Here is a 16,484-nt window from a genome sequence, read left to right as displayed (position 1 = left end):
AATGAGCGAGCGTCGATTAGATCTTTCCCATACGACAATCGAGCTATATGAGAATAGATCAATAATCAATGAGAATAGGTCATTGTTTTGAAAAAAATGATATCTTATAATTGCTTTAACGAAACAGAATGAAAACGCTATCAACATAAGGTGCGTCCTCTAATTCATCGATGACTTTCTGCGCTGCAGTAGAGGAGACTGCCATTTCGGCATTCCATATATTTTTATAGATATCGTTATGTGTCAATAAATACGTTGAATATACCATAAAAAAAGGGAGCGTTACATGGTGCAAATACAAAAAAACAGCATAACAAGCAGTTCATTTAGAAAATTTCTCTTTATACTTCCTTTTATGATTTTACTTGGTATCTTTGCCTATTACCCGCTATATGGTTGGGTTTATGCATTCTTTGACTATACGCCGCCAATTCCGCTGTCCCACTCGCCGTTTGTTGGTCTGCAGTGGTTTCATACCTTGGTCGAAAACCAAGTAAAGATCGATCAAACCCTTCAAATACTTAAGAACACGTTTGGGATGAGTGGCTTGAATCTGCTGTTCTCCTGGCTTCCAATGATTTTTGCCATATTCCTAACTGAGATCAAATCCGTACGTTTCCGGAGGTTTATACAGACGGTAACAACCTTGCCGAACTTCATCAGTTGGGTATTGGTCTATTCACTGGCATTTTCAATGTTCTCTAGTGAAGGTATAGTCAACGGCCTTTTGAAACAACTTGGATTTATCGATTCCCCGATATTACTTCTTCAAAACTCCGACCATGTTTGGATTATGATGTGGATGTGGACGACTTGGAAAACATTGGGCTGGTCAGCCATATTGTATATAGCAGCGATTATGGGGATAGATGATTCTCTATATGAAGCGGCTTATGTAGATGGCGCGACAAGAATGCGCGTGATCTGGCATGTCGTATTGCCGAGTATGGTGCCGACCTATTTTGTTTTGTTGATGCTGCAAATTGCGAGTTTTCTGAATAATGGCTTGGAGCAATATTTCGTATTTCAAAATGCATTTAACAAGGATTCCATACAGGTTTTAGACTTATATGTTTACAACCTTGCAATGGGGGGCGGCAGCTATTCCGTGTCCGTCGCGATCAGTATGCTAAAGAGCTTGATTAGTGTTGTGCTTCTCTTTTCTGTGAACGGACTGTCAAAAAGATTAAGAGGAGAGAGTATTGTATGAGTGATACAGCAGCAGGGCTGGCGCCGAATGATAAAGTGCCGGGCAGCCATCTCACCAGAAAAATTAAAGTACAAGTTAGCCCAACAGACAAAATGAGTACTGTATTAATATATGTGTTGTTTTCCCTGTATGCGCTTATATGTGTATATCCATTTTACTCCATCATTATTAATACCATAAGCGCAAACGATATCAGTGCCAAAGGTGATGTTATCTTTTACCCGATAAATATCCAATTTCATAACTACGTGGATGCGTTTAAAATACCGGGGTTGTGGGATGCAGCCCTTGTATCTGTAGGAAGGACCGTGATTGGAACCACTTTGACGGTAGGTGCTTCCGCCTTTCTGGGATTCATGTTTACCCAGGAGGACATGTGGAGGAGAAAATTATGGTATCGCTATACGGTTTTAACCATGTTTTTTAATGCCGGGGTTATTCCATGGTATTTGACAATGAGGTCTTTGCATCTGACAAACAATTTTTTGGCCTATATTCTGCCGACAATCGTAGCTCCGTTTTTCATCATTCTTGTAAAGACTTTCGTGGAATCAACGCCGAAGGAATTGCAACATGCGGCAAGTATCGACGGGGCCGGGACCATGACCCTTTTCTTCAAAATCATGTTGCCGATCTGTAAGCCCATATTGGCTACAGTTGCCATATTCGCTGCAGTGGATCAGTGGAACTCCTTCCAGGACACGTTGTTGTTGGTCACGGAGAGCAAGCTTTATAGCTTACAGTTTATTCTATATAACTATATGAATCAGGCAAGTTCCATATCCAGCATGGTAAACCTGCAGAATGCCGGTTCGACAGCGATCACAAGTCTGGCAACAAAGCAAACCAGTACTTCAATTCGAATGACGGTGACCATTATTGTTGTAGCGCCCATTTTGTTGGTTTATCCGATTTTCCAAAGGTTTTTTGTAAAGGGGATTATGATCGGTGCAGTGAAAGGATAACTTTCACTGGTTTAATAAATTGAAAGAATATGGGGGTTGAGTATGAGTAAATCTAGTAAAGCAGTAAAAAAACCGATGTTGTTATTATTTGCTAGCCTCTTCATGGTTTCGGTAGCATTGACCGGCTGTGGAGACGAATCTAACAATAAGGCTGCATCAATGGAACCAAGTAAGTCACCAAACTCCGGTACTGAAGCTACATCCAAGGCTAGTACAGCACTAGATCACAGTAAACCGTTGACCATTACCGTTTTTGACAATGCAGCAAATTATCAAGGAGAGCAGAAAGGGTGGTATGGAAAGCTTACTAAGGATAAGTTCAATATCACATTGAACATTCTTGCTCCGCAGGTTGCCGGCGATCAGCTATACAAGACAAGATCGGCAGCAGGAAATTTGGGCGATCTCCTGATCGTCAATAACAGTCAGTTGGAAGAATTAATTCCAGCCGGTCTGATTATGGACCTCACGGGTAAGATCAAAAGTACCCAGAACCTGTCCAAATATGTGGACAATCATTTCAAACCTTTCAATGCAGCATTCCAAAAAGTAAATCCGGATGGCAAGATTTATGCTTTGCCGACTTTTGAGGCAGATACTTCACCAACGACATACTCGGAGCAAATCCCTTACTCAAGCCCAATAATGCCTTGGGATTATTTCAAGGGAGTTGGGGCTCCCAAGCTGAACAATCTGGATGATCTTTTGAATGTACTGAAACTTATGCATGAGAAATATCCGAAAACTCCGGACGGTAAACCGATAGCTCCGATCACCTTGTGGAAGGATTGGGACAGCAGAGGCACTATGGAAAATGCACGCTGGTTGAGCAATTGGTACGGTTATGAGCAGCCAGAAGGAACCACGACCATCCAGTTGAATGCAAAAGGCGACATCGTTCCACTCATCGATGACAACAGTATGTACAAGAAAATTCTACAATTCTATTATAAAGCAAATCAGATGAGTTTGGTTGACCCTGACTCGCCAACCCAGGATTGGAACAAAGTATCGGAAAAGCTGACCAACAAGCAGGTACTCCTCTTGTGGTACTCATGGGAAACAGGGTTCTACAATACAATTGAAAGAGGTAAAAAGGGTGACGGGAATGTTGCTATTCCGATCGCTGACACGCACATCATTCAGGCAAGCGATGCCTATTACGGAAATGGAAGAGTATTTGCTATCGGTTCCAAAGCCAATGATCCCGATCGGATCATGGAATTCATGGATTGGCTGGCTTCTCCTGAAGGCCTGCGCTACTATGTGAATGGAATTGAAGGCTTCAATTACGAAAAGACGGCAGACGGTAAATTTAAGCTGACCGAGGTAGGTCAAACCGCATTCCAGAAAAATACACCTGTTCCGGAAGAGTACGGAGGCGGCGGATACCAGGACGGACAAAGCAAGCTGAACACGATGATTATAAGCGATTTTGCCAAAGATCCAAAGACAGGGGAGTTCTATAACAGCAATTACTGGGCCGCAACAATAGAAGCGAACAAGACAGCGCTAACGACGGATTGGCAGAACACCTATAATGCAGAAAACGCAACAGATTACTACCTGAAACATAAGATGATCGATATCGTCCCCAATATCAATACAAGTTTAGGAAGCGATTCATCCGATATTAAAAACAAACGCAGTCAGATTTCTGACTATGTAAAGAACACATCCTGGAAAATAGTATTTGCAAAGAATCAAGCAGAGTTCGACAAGCTTTGGGAAATGATGAAGAAAGATGTGATAGGCCTCGGTTGGAATGATGTCTTTGCCTCAGATACGGAAAAAGCGCAAAAGATTATTAAAATGCGTGCCGATGCAATAGCTAAAAAGTGAAAATTATAATTCTAATGAATGAGGGATATGTATGATCTTATATATCCCTTATTCATTTTCTAATTCTAGACGACGGATTGGTACAAGGGAACGGCCTCTTTCAGAGAGCGATCGTGCAGAGTGGGGTATTCACGGAGCTCTACCCGGGAGTCCGCACGCCCAAGTTTCTGCGCGATATAGCGGAAGCCGAACAGGAAGGTGTTCAATTCTTCGAATTTCTCGGCGTTTCCTTGCTTCGTTGACTGTTTTCAATCAGTAATATATGCTAATAAATAATTGATGCAATGTTATTTTTTGGATACTGGAGGATCATGATGACCAACATTTTTTATGTTGAGTATGATGCCGCGCACGCAAGCAATTTTGTGTTCGATATCCCAGAAGGCCATAACTGTTGGCTGCTCGTCGTGACCCATACACCCGCGCTGTTCTGGGTGAATGGAGAATTGAAGGAGTACCCAGCATACAATGGAGTTTTATACCATCCCCATCAAAAAATTTATTACCGGGCATGCGCAGAACAATATAAGAACGACTGGATTCGTTTTGAATCCAATGAATCATACGTAATGGAAACTTCGCTTCCATTCGGAGTGCCATTTTCATTGAATGACCCTGAATACTGCCATAAAATATTCCAACTCCTCGTCAGCGAACACTCTTTCCAAAAAGATTATAAAGAATCATCCATCGACTGCTTACTTAGAACCCTGTTTAACAAGCTGCTGGAATCTTACTTTCAAGAAGTAATTACGCCCCAATACTACAATTTGTTGACGCTTCGGACCGCCATATACAGTAATCCTAGCCAGGATTGGGCGGTTCCGAGAATGGCCGACTCTATCCGCATCAGTCCTGGGTATTTGCAGTCAATTTACAAGAAGACTTTCGGGGTTTCTTGTATGGATGACGTGATTACAAGTCGCATCCGCCAAGCCAAGGAATATTTATTGCACGGCTCACTATCCATCGCGGAGGTCTCTTTGCGCTGCGGGTACAACAACGTGGAGCACTTTTGCCGTCAATTCAAGCAGATTACGGGCTTTACACCAAGAAAGTTTCACAAGCAGATGGAATGGGCATCTGTTGAGAGGGCCGCTAAAACTTAACTTGCACAACAAAACAGAAGACTCTTCGCCAAACGTCTTTTTAATCTATTCAGGTAAATACCAAGGGAAGAAAATCGCTGGTTTATAATATAAAACAAAATTAGGGGAGTGAGCAATTTATGAAAATTATCCGTTTATCGAAATGAAGTTGGTCGTAAACGGACAGCCTATCTAAAAAGCACGCTCTCTTGGGGGCTTGTGGTACGCCCCCGACCGGGTTTTCGATTGCATCAATGACTTTCTCGTCCATGCTTTGCTCGACATCGGATTTTGTCCGGTAACCAAATTTCCATCACGCCGAAGAAATCAGTTTACTTTTTGCCCCAGACAAAAAAATTTCCCCTCTCCGTTAGATCTTCAGTCTTTGTCCGTTCCAGAGGTAATAACAGGTTGGAGAGAGCATATGAAACGAGCGGGTGGTTCTACGGGTACTCAGAAAGCTGCGCAGCTAATTTCACAAGCCAAGCAGAGTGTAGGAGAAAAGACAGCCCGCCAATCTTCACAGCAGCCATTCTATCATGTGTTGGCGACCTTAGACAGTATGCTCATGGACGTCAGTTATTGCGTAAAGCAGGTGTAAACTTGGCTGAAAGGATGTCATGAAAACACAAGGGGAAAATCAAACTTTCGAAACGGGGAGATGCTACACTGCGCAAATATTTGTATCTAGCGACGATCACACTCGTAGGAACGAATCCAGTCTTTCGACAGATGCATGAGCATATCCTTTTTACCTGAAAAAGCTACTCCCAACTACGCTCAGGCTGCCTAAGACTTATTGACGATAACGTAGATTGACTCATTCGCAGGATTTTCACAAAGAAAGCACGGAGGACCGAATTCGTTCTTCATAAGGGCACAGACCCATCCGCTAAACGCTATCGGTCTCCACACCTTGGTCAGGTATAACGGAGGAATGTAAGGGCATAGACCCGTTGAGCCGTGGGAGGGTGAACCTCTAAGGAATTTGTGGAGGATGCGTGCAGTAGAGAAGGACCTGGGGAATTGTTCCATATGTTCCTCTATTCATTCCAGCATGCCCAAAATGTAAACCACCGGTTCTAAACAACTTACTTTCTGAACAATACTGATTTTCAAGGTGATGAAATCCTGCGAATGAGTGAGTATACGTGAGATAAACCCTTAAAACCGAGGGACGGCGAACGTTTGATCAATAAGAAACCAGAGGACGAAGCTGCCGGCATCAATCGGTAGCCTCGTTGAAGTAACGGGCAGTATTCTTATAAAAGTGATTGTTTTTAAGTAAGGGAGCAGGATATATAATTGGGAATAGGTTTGAGAAAAGTTGAGTTGAGATGAGAGAGGGAGCTGAGTTGAGATGAGCCGATTTAAAGGTATTTTTTTTGATTTGGACGGTACTTTAATTAATAGTGAGGGACTGGGTACAGAAGCGTATAATTACGGGATTAAAAAAGTCTTAAATCGAGAAATAAACGAAACTGAAAAACAATTCTTACTCGGAAAACCGTTTAACGCTTTAGATATTTTATTCCCATTTTTATCATCTTCCGAAAAAGAAGAGATTATTGAAGAAACATTAGTCTATTATAGAAAGTATAATCATCTGATTGAAGAATATCCTGGGATTCGGGAAATGATTAAAATCCTCTATGAAAATGGATTTAAACTTGGGATTGTCACTGCTAAATTAAAACAAAATGCAGAGACAGAATTACGAAACACTGGGTTGTTTTCTTTCTTCGAGGCAGTTTTGGCAAAGGAAGATTGTCTTGATTTTAAACCAAGTCCTGTTCCTTTACTACAATTAGCTGAAAAACTTGATATACAGCCAAAGCAGTGTTTGTATGTTGGAGACCAGCCGACAGATATACAAGCCACACATGCCGCAAACATGACTAGCGTTGCGGCTCTTTGGGGAGAAGGTAAACTTGAAAGGCTTTCCCCACTAAACCCAACATTTTTATTTAATAATCCAAACCAGTTGATTGAAATATTATTAAACTAACGGGAGAACTGATAGCGTAACAGCGGATGCGGATGCATCCGTTTTTTGTTCGCTGAGCTAACGGACAGAATTCTTCAGTATTCCTCATTTTTTCAAGGGATTTCCAATCACGATTATGTTCCGTGAGGAGCAACAGCGAGTAACAAAATTAACAACATGGGAGGTAATCCGGAAAGCAGCCGGATAGCATAATAATCATCACTTTCTGAGAGAATTTGAGAAGCGGGTATTGGAGAAGCCGATTGAGGAAGCTGCTATCAATCTGCGAAAGAAGGGAAAAGAATGCTGAGTGGTACCCTCTTTTTGTTTGAGAATTTGTGGACAGTCCTTAATCCGTTTAAAGGAGAGAAGATGTTTGATATTTTGTAGGGCTTCGCACACAATGATGACGCTTACATTACAACAAGATTTGGTAAGTAAAGTAAAGAGTTGTACATTGTCTGGATGTTTCGCCAACCCTATAATGAAAACATAACCAAGTCACTGCAGTGATAGCTTTAAATACTTAATATAGGGGGATGTACATGAAGCTAAACCAACACAAAATGAAAGCGTTGTCTGTTTCCTTACTTGCCATGACAACGCTCATATCGGCTTGCACCAGCCAAAACAATTCAACGAGTACTGGAAAGAATGAAGCAGTGAGCACTGCCGGGAATACCGATGTGAAAGGTGCAAATATAGAACCGCTTGGCAAGTATGATCCACCAATTGAGGTGTCGTTTGTCCGGAACCTCAACGATGTTGTTGAAAATAACGTACTCGGTGTGCTAAAAGGTGAATCGTTTGAAGACAACAGATGGACACGTCTATATAAGGAACAGCTCGGCATCAATATTAAAAATAATTGGGTCGTAAAGGGAAGCGATACTTCTGATCAGTATTTACAGAAACTGAATGTAACGCTGGCCTCTGGCGATCTGCCTGATGTTATTCCAGTGAACGCGACTCAGTTAAAGCAATTAGCAGATTCCGGCCAAATTGAAGATATGACAGCTTTGTATGAGAAATATGCGGCTCCCCTAACCAAAGAGATCTTATCGCAAGAAGGGAAAAGCCCATTCGATGCTGCTACGATCGATGGCAAACTGATGGCGATCCCGCAGGTTGACTCCTCACTTGAACGTGCTATGTTTATCTGGATTCGTACGGATTGGCTTAACAAATTAGGATTGCAGCCGCCAAAGACGATGGCAGATGTACAAACCATTTCAAAAGCTTTTTCCGAGAAGGACCCGGATGGCAACGGAAAAAAAGATACGTTTGGTCTCGGTTTAAACAAAGCCTTGTGGGGAGGAGCTATAGGCTTAGAGGGGTTCATGGCAGGGTATAAAGCTTATCCGAATATGTGGATTGCCGATGCATCCGGAAAGCTGATGTTTGGCGGCGTTCAGCCGGAAGTTAAGAAAGCGCTTCAAGCCCTTCAAAGCATGTTTAAGAATGGAGAAATTGATCAGGAATTCGGAATTAAAGACGGTGGTAAGGTATCTGAGCAAATAGCTGCTGGCAAGATCGGAATGGAGTATGGCGAACAGTGGAATTCCATTTGGCCGCTTCAATTGAACCGTAACAATGACCCGAGAGCACAATGGCAGGCATTCCCGATCGTTTCGGAGTCCGGCGATACACCTAAAGTTCCATTGAGGTTCAGTACAAGCAAGTTTTTTGCGGTTAAAAAGGGTTTCAAGCATCCTGAGGCGGTTATCAAGCTGTTTAATATGCATCTGGAGAAAAACTTTGGCAAAACGGCGGAGTTTGACAAATACTATGCACCGCCGGAAGCAGAGAGCGTATGGCAACTGTCACCGGTAACCCCGAGCCCGGTAAAGAAAAATGTAGAGGCATTCAGAGCGATCGATGCGGCACGTAAGGCGAACAACTTCTCGACCCTGAATGGAGAAGCCAAAACCATTCAAGAAAAGATAGAGGCTTTCAATTCGGGTTCAAAAGAAGGGTTTGCATTGTGGGGATGGGAACGCATTTATGGCCCGGAAGGCTCCGAGGGGGTTGTTGACCAGTACGATAAAAATAATCAATTCCTGATGGATAAATTCGTAGGCGCACCTACGCCAACGATGGTTGAGCGGAAATCGACGTTAGAAAAATTGATGAATGAGACATACACCAAAATCATTATGGGCGGCTCTGTAGATGAATTCGATAAGTTTGTGAAAGACTGGACTAAGCTAGGCGGAGAGCAAATTACGAAAGAAGTTAATGAATGGTATGCAGCAACGAAGAAGTAGATACGGGCAGAGGGCGGGTTAACCATCCTTCCTCTGCTTTTTATGCTTTAAATAATGGAGGTTATTTTATGGGTATCAGGAAAATGTGGAGAGAGCTTCCGCTGCATCTGATGATGTTACCGGGATTAGTACTAATTGTGCTATTCTCATATGTCCCAATGGCGGGAATTATCATTGCATTTCAAAAATTCATTCCTGCAAAGGGATTGTTTGGTGACCAGCGATGGGTGGGGTTGGATAATTTCAGATATGTCATGAACCTTCCTAGCTTTAATCAGGTCCTGTGGAATACTCTCTTTATTTCAAGTCTTAAACTTATTCTAGGCTTAATTGTGCCGATTATTTTCGCCATTCTTCTTAACGAATTGAAGAATGAGGTCATTAAAAGAAGCGTGCAAACTACCATTTATTTACCCTATTTCCTCTCTTGGGTTGTTCTAGGAGGGATACTTATTGATATTTTATCGCCGTCTAGCGGTATTGTTAACCAACTGTTGGGTGCTTTCGGTTTGAATAAGATATTTTTCCTTGGTGACAATAGCTGGTTTCCGTTTACGCTCGTTTCATCGGATATATGGAAAAATTTCGGATATGGAACTATCGTCTATCTAGCGGCTATCACGGGCATTGACCCTGGCTTATACGAATCTGCCACGATTGACGGCGCAAACCGCTGGGATAAGATATGGCATATCACGCTTCCCGGCATGCGAATGGTCATTGTATTGTTGTCAGTTCTCAGTTTAGGACAGCTTTTGAACGCAGGCTTTGATCAAGTGTTCAATTTATATAGCCCTCAGGTGTATGAAAGCGGCGATATTCTGGATACTTTTGTATATCGGATCGGATTATTGGATGCTCAATACGGCGTTGCAACGGCCGTTGGACTATTCAAATCACTAGTTTCGCTTATATTGATTTCAAGTTCGTACTTTGTCGCTTATCGGTTTGCAAAATATAGAATCTTCTAGGAGGAGGGAAAACAGTGGTACAACCATCACCCAGTTCTGTGTCTGATACCTATATCCGGGTACCCAACAGTCGATTCCGATTCGAGTGGTTTTCCGTTCTGAATGTGTCCTTTCTCATCATCATATCGTTAATTTGTGTCCTTCCGTTAATCCATATCGTTGCCGTTTCGTTTAGTTCCAGTACGGCTGCGGCAGCAGGTCATGTGAAACTGTGGCCGGTTGACTTCACATTAGCATCCTACAAGTTTACGGCTAGTCGGGAAGCATTTTGGCAATCCATGCTTGTTTCCTTGAAGCGCATTGCGATCGGGACGCCATTAAATTTGGTTTTAACCATCCTCGTCGCATTTCCTTTATCCAAGGAAACGAAGTCGTTCCGCATGCGAATGGTTTACGCTTGGATTTTCTTCATAACGATGCTCTTTCACGGCGGTTTGATTCCTTGGTACTCTACACTTAAGCAGTACCATATGCTTGATACGATTTGGGCGCTCGTGCTGCCCGGTGCGGTTCCAGTATTCAGCGTGGTCCTGCTGCTTAATTTCTTTCGAGAGGTGCCAAAGGAACTGGAGGAGGCAGCAGTCATGGACGGTGCAGGCTACTGGACGACACTCTGGAAAATTTATGTGCCGATATCCAAGCCTGCTCTTGCAACGCTTGCCTTATTTTCCATGGTAGAACATTGGAACAGTTGGTTTGACGGTCTCCTGCTTATGGGGAACCCTAGTCATTACCCGCTGCAAAGCTACATTCAAACGATCGTCATTCAACAAAATTTAACGAATATATCACGTGATGAAGCCTTAAATATGGCCCTCATTTCTGATCGGACGCTGAAAGCTTCACAGATCTTCTTGGGCTCCCTTCCCATTATCTTGGCGTATCCTTTCCTGCAGAAGTATTTTGTTAAAGGGATTGTCCTTGGTAGCGTTAAGGGGTAGAGGATAGATGGCTTCCTAATGAAAATGCTTGGGAAACTTACAAGCTTCAGGCTATAATGGAAGAAAAAAGTTGGGGGCTTGTACCTTGATCAACCGTCAGCCATTCACTTTGCGGAACACGATTTTCCTTCGACTGCTCAGTACTTTTTTGCTTATCATGCTGCCCATTTTATTATTTGGCGTCTACCTGTATAACTGGATCGTCCATACGGCAAGCGAAGACATCTCCAAAACGGCGGTATCGCAACTAACCTTCTATGTAAACGATCTTGAGAAAGAGATAGAACGGATGAAGTTGCTGCAGTTTGGCGTTATCGAGGATGAAGATCTCAATGAACTGACGCTGACCTGGGACACGATGGATGTGTTTAAACGCACTGAAAAAATTAACTCGCTGCGAAAACGTCTCTATGCCATTCAAAACAGCTCTCCTTATATTAAAAATGTAAGTGCTCATATTTATCCGATATTCAAAACGATTTCATCCGCCAATGGCCCAAGCGAATTTGATACCGAACGGTACAATGGCTTGCGCTCGGATTTAAGCAGTAGGAATAACCAGATTATTGAGTGGAATGGCGGATTATTTGTAAGTGCCGCGAAGCTTGGAGTAACCAATGGGAATCAACCATTGTTCATTATTGAAATCGAACTGGATCAACAGAGACTACAGGAGGCGTTAGACCAGTTCAACACCTATCCCGGAAGCGGAACTTTGATGACTAAGGAGAATACCAGTGTTATTCTGACGAGTGGATCTTTAGAGCGCTTATGGAAGGATATACCAGCAACCATTGTACAAATAAAACAAAATCCAGTTCATAGTACGGGGACCTTTACCATCTCGGGAAGCCGATATTATACCGCAATTGCAAGCTCTGATTATTTAAATATGTCTATTTACCGGTTTATTCCAGAGCAAATTATTAAGAAGCCGCTGGACAAGTTTTATCTGTGGGCATGGTTATTTATTTTCGTTGCTATTGTCATCATTGCCATTTATGCATTCTCCACCTACAAATTTATTCACAAACCGTTGTTAACGCTAGTTAAAAGCTTTCGGCGTATGGAAAATGGGGATCTGGATGTGAACATCCAGCACGAGTCTAAGGATGAGCTCGGTTACTTGTATGGCCGATTTAACCAAATGGTCACCAATCTTGGCTCTTTGATCGATCAAGTGTATAAGCAGAAAATCATGACACAACGGGCGGAGTTGAAGCAGCTTCAATCGCAGATTAATCCACATTTTCTATACAACAGTTTCTTTATCTTGAGAACGATGGCGAAGATTGGAGATGTTGAACGAATCGGACAGTTCGTCACACAGCTTGGTGAATATTTTCAATTTGTTACCAGGAATGCTTCAGATGAAGTGCTGTTGAAACAAGAAATTCACCATGCCAGAATGTACACGGAGATTCAGGAATTACGCTTCTCACGGCGTATCCGGGTGCAATTCGACGCTCTACCGCGGGAAATTGAACAGGTGTCAGTACCACGTTTAATTGTGCAGCCCATTATCGAGAATGCATTTGAACACAGTTTGGAACAAATGAAACGCAGTGGATACATTATGATTCGCTTCGAGTTGGAAGAGGCTGAGATACGTATTATTGTGGAAGATAATGGTGATAGCTTGACGGATGAGACACTGGAGCGTATCTCTGATACGCTGGATAATGGTGATGAACATGCGGAGACAACAGGCTTAGTGAATATTCACCGCCGTGTCAGAATGACATTCGGTGAAGCATACGGTCTGCGAATAAGCCGAAGCGAGCTCGGGGGATTGAAAGGTATCATTTCTCTTCCTTCTAAAGGTGGTTATGCTCATGATTAGAATGCTGATCGTTGATGATGAGGAAATCATTACAGACGGGCTGTTTGACGTATTTAGCCAACTGAATCTCAATCTTGATTTGTATAAAGCCTATTCCGGTGAAGAAGCGCTGGATTGGATGAATACGACAAGAGTGGACATCGTGTTGTCCGATATTCGTATGCCTGGGATGGATGGTCTCGAGCTAATGAGAAACATACGGAGTAGTTGGCCGCATTGCAAAATCATTTTTTTGACTGGGTATAATGATTTTGATTATGTCTACCAAGCAATTCAATCACCTGGAATTAGCTATCTCCTGAAGAGTGAAGAATACGATAAGATCATCAAGGCAGTAACAGATGCGATTCATGAACTGGAAAGCAGTTTAAAGTTCCATGATCTAGTCAAGCAATCGCGAGAGAAGCTTACTACACTCGAAACCCTTGCTCAAGGGAATTATTTCCGTTATTTGCTTCAAGGGACACGAACAACGGAGGAGTTAGAAGTTGATTTCCGTAATCTGGGCATTGCTCTTGATCCAGCTTTGCCCATCCTTGTTGCGGTAGCTGACATTCAGCGTACGAACATGCACCATTCCTTTGCGGAAAGCCAGAATGCGGCACTTGCTGTCAAATTTTTGGCAGAGACATTCCTGGCAGAACGCACAGATAGTCTTGGAATCATTGATCATTATGGCGGCCTCGTCTGGCTTGTTCAACCGAAGCATGGCCAAGTAAGGGAACTGGACGAAGCCTATGCCCGCACGGTCAAATTTCTAGAGGGACAATTTGAACTTATGCAGCAAGCTTGTCTTGATTCTTTGGGAATTACTTTTGCCATAACAATTTGCGCAGATACCTGCGAATGGAAGCAACTTTCAGAGATATACGATCGATTGAGAAGTGAGCAGTACCGGCGAGCGGGAGACGGTGCCCAGATGGTACAAACAGTCACTTTGGGAACCATTGGAACAGCGGCCAACTCAAGAACGCTGAGAGAAAAGGCGGAGTCCTTGGCGATTCATCTAGAAGGCGGAAATAGAGAGGGATTTCTCCATTTGTTCAACGAATTAATGAAAACGGCTTTCGATGAACGAGGAAATGGAGGCCCTTTTGCACTGGAACTGTATTACACGATTGCACTCTTCTTATTGTCATATATTAACCGTTGGGAGCTGCACGATAAGGTTGGAACAACCGGGCTTATGCAAAGAGATAGGCATTCATCTTGGCAAGATAGCTACGAGTTTTTGAAACAGATCGCAGAGTCCTTGTTCAATCTTCGATTGAGTGTAGAACGCAATAGAGCAGCAGCGGTGATAGAGAAGATCCGATTGTATATTGAGGAGCATCTGGGTGAAGATTTGTCTCTCGTACGTTTAGCTAGCGTGATACACTTCAACCCGTCCTATTTATCTCGGCTTTTTAAACAGGAAAGTGGCATTAATCTATCTGAATATATTGATGAAGTTAGAATGGAGAAAGCCAAAAATTTGCTCAAGAAAGATGAACTTAAAATTGCTGAAGTGGGCGTTCAGGTAGGGTATGAAACCCCACACTCTTTTACTCGATTTTTCAAAAAATCAACCAGCATGACTCCAGCGGAGTATCGTGAGATTGTAAGGAAATAAGCGTATTGGGATCGGCTTTTAAGTATTAGGAGAGTTAGCGATGGGGAATGTGACGATAACGAACCCAATCATCTGGGCGGATGTTCCGGACCCTTGTGTTATTAGAGTAGGAACAGCCTACTATATGGTTAGCACAAGCATGCATTCAATGCCTGGATGCCCGATTATGAGGTCTGAGAATTTGATGGATTGGAAGATCGTGAACTACGTTTACGATACCTTAGAGGATAACGACGCCAACAATTTGCTGGATGGGAGAGGCATTTACGGCAAAGGATCATGGGCTGCAAGTTTACGGCATCATAATGGCGTGTTCTATGTGTGCTTCTCAAGTAATGATATGAACCGGTTCTACATATACCGGACAGCAGATATCGACAACGGGAAGTGGGAGCGCTCTGTCATTGCAGGAATTCATCATGATCCGAGTCTGCTGTTTGACGACGGCCGTGTTTATGTGATTCACGGCAACGGGAGTATTCACATTAGAGAGCTGACATCTGATGTAATGACTGTAAAATCTGGAGGTATCCATCAGGAGCTCTTCGAGACGGAACGTGACGGTATCATGTTACGATGCGAGGGATGCCATGCATATAAGCTGAATGGTTATTATTATTTGTTTTTCATTGAATGGCCCAGTACCGGAAATAGGCGTCGTAGACAACTTTGTTATCGTTCCAGGGAGTTGCTCGGTCTTTATGAGCATAAAGTGATTCTTGATGACGACATGGGTTACCGTAATCATGGTATCGCTCAAGGAGGCATTGTTGATACACCGCAGGATGAGTGGTATGCCTTATTATTTCAAGATCATGATGCTGTGGGGAGAATTCCTATTGTGCTTCAAGTTACTTGGGTGGAGGACTGGCCGGTCATTGGGATGGAAGGTAAAGCGCAAGTTTCATTCCGGGCGCAATTGCCAAGCACCGCACCTATTCAATTGGTGATTAGCGATGAGTTCGACTATAACGAAAATAAATTGCTGCTTAATTGGCAATGGAATCATAATCCGGATAACCGCCTTTGGTCTGCGATCACGCGCCCTGGCTGGTTGCGATTAGAGACAGGAAATAGTACCAGTAGCGTCCTATTTGCACGCAATACATTGACGCAGCGGACAGAAGGTCCTGTATGCATTGGAATTACGGCAATGGATGTTTCCCATATGAGGCCGGGTGATCATGCTGGAATGGTAGCACTTCATAATCATTTCGGAACAGTCGGTATTCAAGCCGCAGCGAACGGAAAGCGATATGTTGCGATGTGTGTCAATGGAGGCGACGGTAGTGAAGAAACGGTCGAGCGTTTTCCATACGAGGAAAGTTTGATTTATTTGAAAATTCATTTCAATTTTAACAATAGCATTGATCTTGCAAGCTTTTACTACTCAGCCGACTGTGAAGAATGGAAGCAAATCGGGGCTCCTTTGAAGATGAAGTATACCCTGGATCATTTTATGGGCTACCGGTTTGGGTTGTTTAATTATGCGACTAAGCATGTTGGCGGGCATGCTGATTTTGATTTTTTTCGATTTAATGTGGAGAATAATGTATAGAGGAGAGGCAGATCTAATTTTATTCCATCCCTATGATCGATGGGGCTTCAGGAAACCTTTGTGATTGAACTAACTTTTTATTGATCCTCGATGCCTACCTCTCTGGCAACTTCGTATTTGCTATCCATTTTATATGCTTGCACCATAACCGGAAATATTTTCGTTAAATGATAAAGCCATGCTTTCTGCATGGTTTTTTG

At 42.9% G+C, this 16,484-nt stretch carries 13 protein-coding genes; all 13 read left to right on the top strand.

The features are described from left to right. Positions 1-289 precede the first annotated feature (289 nt). The 13 genes from IEY34_RS10455 (at position 290) to IEY34_RS10395 (ending at position 16,284) form a co-directional block, all read left to right on the top strand. Positions 290-1,210, top strand: a complete 921-nt coding sequence (locus IEY34_RS10455) for an ABC transporter permease subunit (RefSeq protein ID WP_229757565.1) — start codon at positions 290-292, stop codon at positions 1,208-1,210. After that, positions 1,207-2,175, top strand: a complete 969-nt coding sequence (locus IEY34_RS10450) for a carbohydrate ABC transporter permease (RefSeq protein ID WP_189011103.1) — start codon at positions 1,207-1,209, stop codon at positions 2,173-2,175. Before IEY34_RS10455 ends, IEY34_RS10450 begins: the two co-directional genes overlap by 4 nt. Positions 2,176-2,217: 42 nt before the next feature. Further along, entirely contained in the window at positions 2,218-4,017 is a 1,800-nt protein-coding gene (locus IEY34_RS10445; protein WP_189011101.1) for a type 2 periplasmic-binding domain-containing protein, read from the top strand. A gap of 311 nt (positions 4,018-4,328) precedes the next feature. Further along, on the top strand, positions 4,329-5,126 hold the full coding sequence (locus IEY34_RS10440; RefSeq protein ID WP_229757564.1) for a helix-turn-helix transcriptional regulator: 798 nt from the start codon (positions 4,329-4,331) through the stop codon (positions 5,124-5,126). Positions 5,127-5,529: 403 nt separating this feature from the next. After that, positions 5,530-5,706 (top strand): hypothetical protein, encoded by a 177-nt coding sequence (locus IEY34_RS10435; RefSeq protein ID WP_189011099.1) that lies wholly within the window; start codon positions 5,530-5,532, stop codon positions 5,704-5,706. Between the two features lie 38 nt (positions 5,707-5,744). Continuing rightward, entirely contained in the window at positions 5,745-5,864 is a 120-nt protein-coding gene (locus IEY34_RS37775) for a transposase (RefSeq protein ID WP_189011326.1), read from the top strand. A gap of 601 nt (positions 5,865-6,465) precedes the next feature. Beyond that, complete coding sequence (locus IEY34_RS10425; RefSeq protein ID WP_189011097.1) at positions 6,466-7,113, top strand: HAD family hydrolase; 648 nt, start codon at positions 6,466-6,468, stop codon at positions 7,111-7,113. A 524-nt stretch (positions 7,114-7,637) separates the two neighbouring features. After that, on the top strand, positions 7,638-9,359 hold the full coding sequence (locus IEY34_RS10420) for an extracellular solute-binding protein (protein WP_189011095.1): 1,722 nt from the start codon (positions 7,638-7,640) through the stop codon (positions 9,357-9,359). Between the two features lie 68 nt (positions 9,360-9,427). Continuing rightward, the gene (locus IEY34_RS10415) at positions 9,428-10,330 is read left to right on the top strand and encodes an ABC transporter permease (RefSeq protein WP_189011093.1); all 903 of its coding nucleotides are present in this window, start codon (positions 9,428-9,430) and stop codon (positions 10,328-10,330) included. Between the two features lie 53 nt (positions 10,331-10,383). After that, positions 10,384-11,271 (top strand): carbohydrate ABC transporter permease, encoded by an 888-nt coding sequence (locus tag IEY34_RS10410; RefSeq protein WP_189011324.1) that lies wholly within the window; start codon positions 10,384-10,386, stop codon positions 11,269-11,271. An 85-nt stretch (positions 11,272-11,356) separates the two neighbouring features. Beyond that, positions 11,357-13,114 carry a sensor histidine kinase gene (locus tag IEY34_RS10405; RefSeq protein WP_229757563.1) on the top strand — a complete coding sequence of 586 codons (1,758 nt, stop codon included), beginning with the start codon at positions 11,357-11,359 and terminating at the stop codon, positions 13,112-13,114. Continuing rightward, positions 13,107-14,726: a response regulator transcription factor gene (locus IEY34_RS10400; RefSeq protein WP_189011091.1), complete on the top strand. Its 1,620-nt coding sequence runs from the start codon at positions 13,107-13,109 to the stop codon at positions 14,724-14,726. Before IEY34_RS10405 ends, IEY34_RS10400 begins: the two co-directional genes overlap by 8 nt. A gap of 40 nt (positions 14,727-14,766) precedes the next feature. Further along, positions 14,767-16,284: a glycoside hydrolase family 43 protein gene (locus IEY34_RS10395; protein WP_189011089.1), complete on the top strand. Its 1,518-nt coding sequence runs from the start codon at positions 14,767-14,769 to the stop codon at positions 16,282-16,284. The last annotated feature ends 200 nt before the right edge of the window (positions 16,285-16,484 follow it).

Source organism: Paenibacillus marchantiophytorum (assembly GCF_014640555.1).
Lineage (GTDB): Bacteria > Bacillota > Bacilli > Paenibacillales > NBRC-103111 > Paenibacillus_E > Paenibacillus_E marchantiophytorum.
Note: the sequence above shows the minus strand (reverse complement) of the source record. Positions and strands in the feature narration are given on the sequence as shown.